Annotated in this window: 11 protein-coding genes and 1 pseudogene; 7 read left to right on the top strand and 5 right to left on the bottom strand. The window is 70.9% G+C overall.

The window, feature by feature from the left end:
- Window positions 1-7: 7 nt before the first annotated feature.
- From VFO68_RS21380 to VFO68_RS21390, 3 genes are read left to right on the top strand one after another with little or no spacing between them, the layout of a single operon-like run.
- Window positions 8-1,477 (top strand): arabinofuranosidase catalytic domain-containing protein, encoded by a 1,470-nt coding sequence (locus VFO68_RS21380; RefSeq protein WP_325160122.1) that lies wholly within the window; start codon window positions 8-10, stop codon window positions 1,475-1,477.
- Between the two features lie 59 nt (window positions 1,478-1,536).
- Entirely contained in the window at window positions 1,537-1,986 is a 450-nt protein-coding gene (locus tag VFO68_RS21385; protein WP_325160123.1) for an SRPBCC family protein, read from the top strand.
- 3 nt (window positions 1,987-1,989) lie between these two features.
- Entirely contained in the window at window positions 1,990-2,514 is a 525-nt protein-coding gene (locus VFO68_RS21390; protein WP_325160124.1) for a hypothetical protein, read from the top strand.
- Window positions 2,515-2,525: 11 nt separating this feature from the next.
- On the opposite strand, the gene VFO68_RS21395 is transcribed toward VFO68_RS21390, so the two are convergent.
- Window positions 2,526-3,284: an EI24 domain-containing protein gene (locus VFO68_RS21395; protein WP_325160125.1), complete on the bottom strand. Its 759-nt coding sequence runs from the start codon at window positions 3,282-3,284 to the stop codon at window positions 2,526-2,528.
- A gap of 163 nt (window positions 3,285-3,447) precedes the next feature.
- Between VFO68_RS21395 and VFO68_RS21400 the strand changes: the two genes are divergently transcribed.
- The gene (locus tag VFO68_RS21400) at window positions 3,448-4,170 is read left to right on the top strand and encodes a sulfite exporter TauE/SafE family protein (RefSeq protein ID WP_325160134.1); all 723 of its coding nucleotides are present in this window, start codon (window positions 3,448-3,450) and stop codon (window positions 4,168-4,170) included.
- Between the two features lie 7 nt (window positions 4,171-4,177).
- On the opposite strand, the gene VFO68_RS21405 is transcribed toward VFO68_RS21400, so the two are convergent.
- From VFO68_RS21405 to VFO68_RS21415, 3 genes are read right to left on the bottom strand one after another with little or no spacing between them, the layout of a single operon-like run.
- Window positions 4,178-4,567, bottom strand: coding sequence for a hypothetical protein (locus VFO68_RS21405; protein WP_325160126.1), 390 nt, complete (start codon window positions 4,565-4,567; stop codon window positions 4,178-4,180).
- Entirely contained in the window at window positions 4,564-4,836 is a 273-nt protein-coding gene (locus tag VFO68_RS21410; protein ID WP_325160127.1) for a hypothetical protein, read from the bottom strand. The genes VFO68_RS21405 and VFO68_RS21410 overlap by 4 nt, the downstream gene beginning before the upstream one ends.
- Before the next feature lie 42 nt (window positions 4,837-4,878).
- The gene (locus VFO68_RS21415; protein WP_325160128.1) at window positions 4,879-5,712 is read right to left on the bottom strand and encodes a GAF domain-containing protein; all 834 of its coding nucleotides are present in this window, start codon (window positions 5,710-5,712) and stop codon (window positions 4,879-4,881) included.
- Window positions 5,713-5,887: 175 nt separating this feature from the next.
- Between VFO68_RS21415 and VFO68_RS21420 the strand changes: the two genes are divergently transcribed.
- A complete protein-coding gene (locus VFO68_RS21420; protein WP_325160129.1) occupies window positions 5,888-6,133 on the top strand; it encodes a hypothetical protein in 246 nt (81 codons plus the stop codon).
- 133 nt (window positions 6,134-6,266) lie between these two features.
- The gene (locus tag VFO68_RS21425) at window positions 6,267-6,527 is read left to right on the top strand and encodes a TraR/DksA family transcriptional regulator (RefSeq protein WP_325160135.1); all 261 of its coding nucleotides are present in this window, start codon (window positions 6,267-6,269) and stop codon (window positions 6,525-6,527) included.
- 30 nt (window positions 6,528-6,557) lie between these two features.
- Here the strand turns inward: VFO68_RS21425 and VFO68_RS21430 are convergent.
- Window positions 6,558-7,325 (bottom strand): annotated as a pseudogene (locus VFO68_RS21430) (EamA family transporter); the annotation flags it as partial.
- Between the two features lie 111 nt (window positions 7,326-7,436).
- Between VFO68_RS21430 and VFO68_RS21435 the strand changes: the two are divergent.
- Window positions 7,437-8,312 (top strand): LysR family transcriptional regulator, encoded by an 876-nt coding sequence (locus VFO68_RS21435; RefSeq protein ID WP_325160130.1) that lies wholly within the window; start codon window positions 7,437-7,439, stop codon window positions 8,310-8,312.
- The last annotated feature ends 89 nt before the right edge of the window (window positions 8,313-8,401 follow it).

Here is an 8,401-nt window from a genome sequence, read left to right on the forward strand (position 1 = left end):
GTTCATCATGCGTGTTCGGCGTCGACCCAGAATTCTGTCCTTCGTTGGGGCGCTGGGACTCAGCGCCGCCGTCCTGGTCGCGGTCCCGGGTAGCTCCTCGGCCGCCGGACCCCAGTCCTGTGACATCTACGCCTCCGGCGGCACCCCCTGCGTCGCCGCGCACAGCACCACCCGCGCCCTGTTCGGCGCCTACAGCGGCCGGCTGTACCAGGTCAGGCGCGCGTCGGACAACACGACGCGGGACATCGGCACGCTGGTCGCCGGCGGGGTCGCCAACGCCGCCGCGCAGGACTCCTTCTGTGCCGGGACGACCTGCCTCATCACGATCATCTACGACCAGACCACCCGGGGGAACCACCTCACCCAGGCCCCGCCCGGGGACTTCCGCGGCCCGGCTCCCGGCGGGTTCGACAACCTCGCCAACGCGACCGCGGCGCCGACCATCCTCAACGGCCAGCGGGCCTACGGCGTGTTCGTGGCGCCCGGCACCGGGTACCGCAACAACACCGCCACCGGCACCGCGACCGGCGACCAGCCGGAGGGGATGTACGCGATCTTCGACGGCACGCACTTCAACGCCGGCTGCTGCTTCGACTACGGCAACGCCGAGCGCAACAGCCGCAACAACGGCAACGGCACCATGGAGGCCATCTACTTCGGCAACATCCGGGTCTGGGGCACCGGCACCGGAAACGGCCCGTGGATCATGGCCGACCTGGAGAACGGCCTGTACTCCGGCGTGAACTTCGGCTTCAACGCCAACGACCCGACCATCAACCACCGCTACACCACCGCCATCATCAAGGGCGAGCCGAACCACTGGGCGATCCGGGGCGGCAACGCCCAGTCCGGTGGCCTGTCGACCTTCTACAACGGGGCGCGCCCCAACGTCGCCGGGTACAACCCGATGCGCAAGGAAGGCGCCATCCTGCTCGGCATCGGCGGCGACAACAGCAACAGTTCGGCCGGCACCTTCTACGAGGGTGTGATGACCTCCGGCTTCCCGTCCGACGCCACCGAGAACGCCGTGCAGGCCAACATCGTCGCCGCCGGCTACGGCGTCGGCGGCGGTGGCGGGGCCACCACCGGCCCGCTGCGCGCGGTGGGCGCCGGCAAGTGCCTCGACGACCCGAACGGGACCGCCACCCAGGGCACCCAGCAGCAGATCTTCACCTGCAACGGCCTGGCCGCCCAGACCTGGACGCGCACCTCGTCGAACCAGCTGACGATCACCACCGGCGGCGCGACGCTGTGCCTGGACGCTTCCGGCCGGGGCACGGCCAACGGCACCCCGGTGATCATCTGGTCCTGCAACGGCCAGAACAACCAGCAATGGAACTTCAACTCCAACGGCACGATCACCGGCGGGCAGTCCGGACTCTGCCTGGACGTCACCGGCGCATCCACCGCCAACGGCGCCCTGGTGGAACTCTGGACCTGCAACGGCGGCTCCAACCAGCAGTGGACTCTGGGCTGACCGGCCGGTAACCGCGACGGCTCCCACCGCGAGAGCGGTGGGAGCCGTATTGTTGCCGCGTGCCCGAGATCCGCCTCGAGACCGACATCCGCGGCACCGCCGACGCGGTCTTCGCCGCGCTCGTCGATCTTCGCGGTTATGGCCGGTGGCTGGCGCGGTCGTCGGCGTTCCCGGGCACCACGGAGATCAGCCCGGGTCCGGTCGGCGTCGGGACCACCTACGTCGAGTCCAGCTCACAAGGCGTGCGCCGGGGCACCGTCACCGAGTACCAGCCACCGGACTCGGTCACCTTCCACCAGCCGATGACCATGAAGCCGAACCTGCTGGGCGTCATCGACATCCGGGTGCGCTACACCCTGACCCAGGCCGCGGACTCGGTCCACCTCCGCCGGGTTGTCACGCTGACCCTCCCGGCCGCACTCAAGCTCGTACAACCGGTCGTGCTGCGCCAGTTCCGCACCGAAAGCGAACGCACCATGCGCGCACTGAAGGCATTCGTGGAGACCTGAGCCATGAAGGAACAGCTCCTTGCCGATCTCGACGCCCGCATCGCCCGGCATGCCGAGGGCGACTCCTCGGCGGTGCTCGACGAGCAGGTCCTGGACGTGGTCACCGAGCTGACCGAGTCGGGCGGCCCGGACGCCGGCAGCCTCACCCGCGTCGCGGCGCTGCACCTGTGCCGCTCCCAGGCGCTGCCACCGGAGCACGCCGAGATCGACCGGCGGCTCGCGCTGGCCCTCTACCGGACCCTGCACACCGTCGACCCCCGGCTGGTGCCGCCCGGGGTGCGGGACCTGCTCGGGCTCGCCCCGCCCCACGACGCCGCGGTCGCGCTGCTGGCCGAGTACCGGCGCACCGGCCTGGCCGACCAGCTGGAACGGGCGATCTCCCTGTTGCGCCAAGAGGTCCTGGAACATCAACCCGCGCGCCCCGCCGACCTGCAGCACCTGGCCACCGCCCTGCTGCACCGCTACGAGCGGTACCGCGAACCGGCCGACCTGAACGAGGCGAACGAACTGCGGCGCCGCCTCGACTGACGGCCGCGACATTAGGACTTCGAGTGCGCCGGGCTGCCGCGGAGGGCTTCGTGCGCGACGAGGACGCCGCCGACGAAGGCGACGGGCATGACGATGATGGCGGCGAGCGGGATCGCGGTCAGCAGGGCCGCGGGGGTGCCCAACCCCAGCGCCAGGGTGCGCCGGCCACGCAGCAGTTCGCGGCGCCGCTTGAGATCCAGCCCGCGCCGGTAGCACGGCACCGCGACCAGCTCCAGGGTGAGGAACCACGCGGTGACCAGCGTCAGCAGGACCGGCACCACGGTCTGCCCGATCACCGGGATGAATCCCGCCACCAGCAACGGAATGGTGAACAGCAGCGACCGCACGACCAGCAGCACGCCGTCGCGCAGGCCCCACCAGAACAGCCGCCCCCCGGACAGGTCCGTTTCGGCCGGCGCGCCGCCCAGGTCGTCCTCCACCTTCTCCGCGATGTGCTCGTAGAACGGCCCGCCCACCGCCAGGGTCAGCGCGGTGAACCCGAGCAGTCCGACGACCAGCGCGCCACCGAAGATCGCGACCCCGGTGACGCCGCGGACCGTCTCCCGCCAGCCGGCCGCCCAGTCCTCGGCGAACGGGGTGACCAGCGCCGCCAGGTCGTCGATCCAGTAGAACAGCGCGATGATCCCGCCCAGCAGCAGCACCGCGGTCAGCGCCGCGGGCAGCGCGCCGATCAGCAGCAGCCGCGGTGACCGCAGCAGAATGCCCAAGCCCCGCACGAACATTCGAACACCGGTCGCGAAGTCCCGCACGGACTACTTCTACCAGCGTCCGTCCCGGGCCGCCGGGTTGTGCCGGACGCCGGCTGTCGATCATGGCCACTGGACAGATGCCGGCCAGTCAGGCATCCTGAGCGGCGCCCAACCGGATTCGAACTGATGATCGATTACGCTCGGGGGTGTCGTCGTGACCGGCATGACGCTGGTGCTGGCCGCGTTCGTGACCGGCATCCTCAACACCGCGTCCGGCGGCGGCGCCATCGTGTCGTTCCTGGCGATGACCGCGACCGGGATTCCGCCGCTCACCGCCCACGCCACCTGTCAACTGGTCACCCCGATGTCCTTTCTGGCCGCGGGGCGGCACGCCGGCCGGCACCGGCCGGCGATCCCCCTGCTGGTGGCCGGATGTTCGGGGACCGTCGCCGGCGTCGCGGTCCTCGCGATCACCCCACCGGCGACGTTCGCCGCCCTCGCGCCCTTCGTGCTGGTGCCGGCCGTCTTCCTGGTCCTGTTGCAGGGCAGGGTGAAACGGCACGTCGACCGCAGCCATCCGGTGCTGCGCCCGCGCGCCTCCGCGGTCTCGATGCTCGCCTGCGGCCTGTACGCCGGACTGGTCGGCGTCGGCTGCGGCACCCTCGTCCTGGTCGTGCTCGGCCTGGCCACCCGGTGGCCGAGCGGTTCCCTGGGCGGCCTGATCCGGGTCCGCAACGTGTTGCTGCTCGGCATGGCCCTCGTCGTCGCCGCCGCCTTCGCGGCCACCGGGCTGGTCGACTGGCACGCCGCCGCGCTCGTCGCCCTGCCCGGCCTCGCCGGCGGCTGGCTGGGCACCAGACTGGCCGGCCGGCTGCCCGATCCTGTGCTGCGGGCCGGAATCATCGCCACCGCGCTCGGCGGCGCCATCTGGATGGTGCTGCGCTGAGCGCCGGTCATTCACCGATGGGATTGATGTTCAGGTCGTAGTCGGCGTACAGCTCGGGCAGGACGGTGGCCACCGCGAGACCGCCGGGCATGGTGGGGGTCGGCAGGGCCAGGGCGATCACGTGCGCGACGTCGAGGGCGACGTGCGGCGCGCGGTGCCGCAGGCGGAGCAGGTCGGTGAAGGTCAGCTCGAGCGGCTCGATGGCGGGTAGCCGGCCGATGTGCGCGACGATCCCGGGCCGGATCCGGTCCGCGGCGTCCAGACAGGTCACCGGGGCGTAGAGCGGAAGCTTGAGGTTGGGTGCGGAGGCCACGATCGCGGACACGCTGCGACTGGAGACGAGCGCCGCCAGCGCGGTGGTGTCCAGCACGAGCCCACCCGGATGCGTCGCCGTCACGAGGTGGCCCGTCTGCGGCGCGAGCGCGACCGGGGCGCACGGGTGAGCCATGCCTCGGCGGTCGCCTGTTCGTCCGCTGTGGCCACGAACCCGAACTGCTCGTGCAGGTAGTCGGAGGTCTGCTGGGCGATGTCCGCCCACTCGGCGCGGGTGCGTTGTGCCGTCACGAGTTTGGCGACGTACCCGCCGATCGTGGTGCCGTTCTCAGCAGCCAGCTCAATGAGCCGAGCGTGGGTCTGCTCGTCAACCTTGATCATCTTCGAGGCCACAGGGTGACGGTACACCATCGGTAAACCGGCCGCCGAGGGTCGTCACGTGGTCGATCTGCGCCGGGTCGCGGCCGAGGTCTTCAGGTTGGCGACACCGAGTCCGCAGCCCAGGAGCTGGGCGAGCAGTTCGACCAGGCGCTTGTGGGCGTCGCCGAGATCGCCGGGGTTGACCGCGTCGACCCAGAGCAGTCCGAACGGAATGTCGCCACTCACCACGGCCGCGTGAATGTAGGTTTTGAAGTCGCTGCCGCGTGCCCAACCGAGCTGGTGCTCGGCGTCCGTATCGGACACGAACCTCGCCTTGCCGCTTTCCAGAATGCGAAAGGCTTCGTTCGCCTCGTCATCGCCGCGCCGGTACTCCTCCTTGGGCGGTGTGTTGCGGCCGCGCCACACACCGTCCAATACCAGCCGGGGAGCGGGCGTCAGATTTGGCGCCGCGTGGTTGCTATAGGCATAGAAGCACGACCGCGGATCGATGTCGTGCATGTTCTCCAGCGCGCTGTCCACGACGAACTGCTTCAGTTTCTCCTGCAGGGCCCGGCATCTGTCGAGATCTTTCTCAGCGACAATCTTCGCCAGCAGGCCGCTCAGCGGAACCAGGATCTTGTGCACTTTCACGTCGTAGTCGGCGACCGCGTCCGCGGCCATCGCCTGAGCCGCCTCGCGCCTGCGGGTCTCGACGCCGACCTGCCAGTTCGGTAGTGCGATCGAGAAGAAGAGCAGGATCGCGCCGCCGCAGGTCAGTGTTATCTTGATCCAGGTCGGCAGCTGATAGCCGACGATGATCTGCGCGATGTAGGCTAGACCGCCGACCGCTCCGGCCGCGACGGCTCCGACCCGCCAGCGCGCATCGGAAAAACGATCTTGCCTGCTCATGATGGCTGATAGTACTACTATCGTGGCAATGCCGAGTCACGTCGCTACGAAGAGTATTGACAGTCCGGGAACCGGTGGTCAGAGTAATGACAGATCTCGGTCATAATCACGTGAGCTGAGCCATTCACCTACCATTGTTGGCAGGTGTTCCCGTGACCAAGCATCGGAGACAGGCATGGCGGCGGAGAAGCTCCCGGAGGCCGATCCGCAGGGACTGCAACAGGTAGACGCCATGCTGGACGATCCAATCGGCTATCTGCGCCGGGAACGGGAAGCGAGTCTGCGTGCGGCTCGAGTTTACGTCGACCGGGAAATCAGCAGAAGGCTCACCGAGCAGCAGAACGACCGGCCGTCGCTCATGCAACGCATAGCCCGATGGCTGGGCGTCGGCAACGCCGCCGCGCCGCCGGCCACGGGGTAGGCGCCGGTCCCTGCTGCGGCTACCCGCCTGTGCGGGGGACAATGCCGCCATGAGCCGTGCTGACCGGATCGTCGTTCGGCGGGCGGAGATCGTCGAGCTGGTCGCGTCCCTGCGCAGCCGGCTGGACGGCATCATGGAGGCCTCGAGCTGGACCGCCCACGACGACGAGCACGATCCCGAGGGGGTCACGGTCGCCTTCGAGCGGGCGCAGGTCGCCGGCCTGCTCGCGGTGGCCACCGAGGAACTCGAGGCGCTGGACGCCGCCGTCGCCCGGATCGACGCCGGCACCTACGGGGTCTGCCAGCGCTGCGGTCAGCCGATCGCCCCGGAGCGCCTTGAGGCGCTGCCCGCGGCCACCACGTGCATCCGCTGCGCCACCGGCAAACGCCGGTGAGGCCAGGCCGGCCACGGCCAGCGCGTTCGCGGTGACCACGATCGCGATGCCGGTCCATTCGTGGGCGGCGAGGACCTGGTCGAGCAGGAGCAGGCCGGCGAACGCGGCCAGCACCGGATGCAGGCTCATCACGACGCCGAAGAACCGGGCCGGGATCCGGCGCAGCGCGAGTTGGTCGGCCGCGTAGGGCACCACGGAGCTGAGCAGGCCGGCGCCCAGCGCGTAGAGCAGGCCGGCGCCGTGCAGCCGGCCCTGCCCGGCCAGAACCACGGCGACCGGAAGGTAGGCCAGCGCCGAGACGGCGGTGGCCGCGGCCGGTCCCTGCAGGCCCGGTAGGCGGCTGCCGAGCAGCCGGTTGAGCAGGATGTAGGCCGCCCAGCACGCGGCGGCGAGCAGTCCGAGCGCGATGCCGAGGTGGTCGCTGGCCGGTCCGGGCAGGACCAGCACGTAGACGCCCAGCCCGGCGCCGGCCGCGCAGGCCAGATCCAGCCGGGTGCGGGACCCGGCCAGCGCGACCGCGAGCGGGCCGAGGAACTCCAGGGTGACCGCCAGGCCGAGCCCGACCCGGTCGACGGCGGTGTAGAGGCTGAGGTTCATCGTGGCGAACACCGCCCCGAGCAGCAGCGTGGGCCACCACTGCGCCCAGGTGAACCGGCGCAGGTTCGGCCGCGCCGCCGGGAGCAGGACCGCGGCCGCGACGAACTGCCGGACCGCCACCACCCCGGCGGGGCCGAGGGTGGCGAAGGCGTGCGCACCGAGGGCGGCGCCGGCCTGGCTGCTGGCCGAGCTGGCCGTCATCGTGGCCAGCGCGGCGAACCCACCGCCTGTCTTCACATCCACCGGCCGAGTGTCGGCGCCGGGCCGCTGATACGAGAAATGCAACGGTTGCGGTACTCATACGCTAGACGTATGGATGTGGAACTGCGGCAGTTGCGCGCACTGGTCGCGGTGGTCGACGCGGGCACCTTCACCGACGCGGCCGGCGCCCTCGGCGTGTCCCAGGCCACGGTCTCGCGCGCGGTGGCGGCGGTGGAGGCCGCCCTCGGCGCCCGGTTGCTGCTGCGCGACACCCGGCACGTCAACCTCACCGGCACCGGCGCCCAGATCGTCGCCGCCGCGCGCCGCGTCCTGGACGACGTGGCGCACCTGCATCGCATCGTCGAGCAGGCCCGCACCGAACTGCGCGTCGGGTACGCCTGGGCCGCGCTGGGCAAACACACCCGCCGGCTGCAGCAGGCCTGGAAGGCCGCGCATCCCGGCATCCCGCTGGTGTTCGTCCAGTCCCACAGCGCCACCGCCGGGCTCGCCGACGGGACCGCCGAGGTCGCGGTGCTCCGCAGGCCCCTGGAGGACAACCGGTTCGACACGGCACTGGTCGGTTTCGAGGCCCGCCGCGCCGCCGTCGCCACCGGGAGCCCGCTGGCCCGCCGCCGGTCGGTGCGGCTGTCCGACCTGACCCGCTACACCGTGGCCATCGACGACCGCACCGGCACCACCACCCCGGACCTGTGGCGGCCCGGACCCGCCCCGGCCCGCACCCGCGCCACCCATGGCGTCGACGAATGGCTCACCCTGATCGCCGCCGGCCAGGCCGTCGGCATCACCTCCGAGGCGACCGCGCAGCAGAACCCCCGGCCGGGCGTGGCCTACCGGCCCGTCCGCGACGCCCCGCCGATCCCGGTCGCCCTCGCCTGGTGGCGGGACAACCCGCCCGCGCACCTCACCGGCCTGATCACCCTCGCCCGGGACGCCTACGCGCTTGACACGAACGCCGCCCGGCGGTAGAAAACCGATTGGTTATAGAACTAAGAGGTTACAGACATGGATGCCGCGCAGCTCGACGCGACGTTCGCGGCGCTGGCCGACCCGACCCG

This window comes from Actinophytocola sp., assembly GCF_035712165.1.
Lineage (GTDB): Bacteria > Actinomycetota > Actinomycetes > Mycobacteriales > Pseudonocardiaceae > DASYTH01.

Coding starts and splice junctions, on each gene's coding strand:
- VFO68_RS21425 (WP_325160135.1), top strand. CDS start 6,267: ATGGAGGCCTCGAGCTGGACCGCCCACGACGACGAGCACGATCCCGAG.
- VFO68_RS21400 (WP_325160134.1), top strand. CDS start 3,448: ATGACGCTGGTGCTGGCCGCGTTCGTGACCGGCATCCTCAACACCGCG.
- VFO68_RS21415 (WP_325160128.1), bottom strand. CDS start 5,712: ATGAGCAGGCAAGATCGTTTTTCCGATGCGCGCTGGCGGGTCGGAGCC.
- VFO68_RS21435 (WP_325160130.1), top strand. CDS start 7,437: ATGGATGTGGAACTGCGGCAGTTGCGCGCACTGGTCGCGGTGGTCGAC.
- VFO68_RS21380 (WP_325160122.1), top strand. CDS start 8: ATGCGTGTTCGGCGTCGACCCAGAATTCTGTCCTTCGTTGGGGCGCTG.
- VFO68_RS21420 (WP_325160129.1), top strand. CDS start 5,888: ATGGCGGCGGAGAAGCTCCCGGAGGCCGATCCGCAGGGACTGCAACAG.
- VFO68_RS21390 (WP_325160124.1), top strand. CDS start 1,990: ATGAAGGAACAGCTCCTTGCCGATCTCGACGCCCGCATCGCCCGGCAT.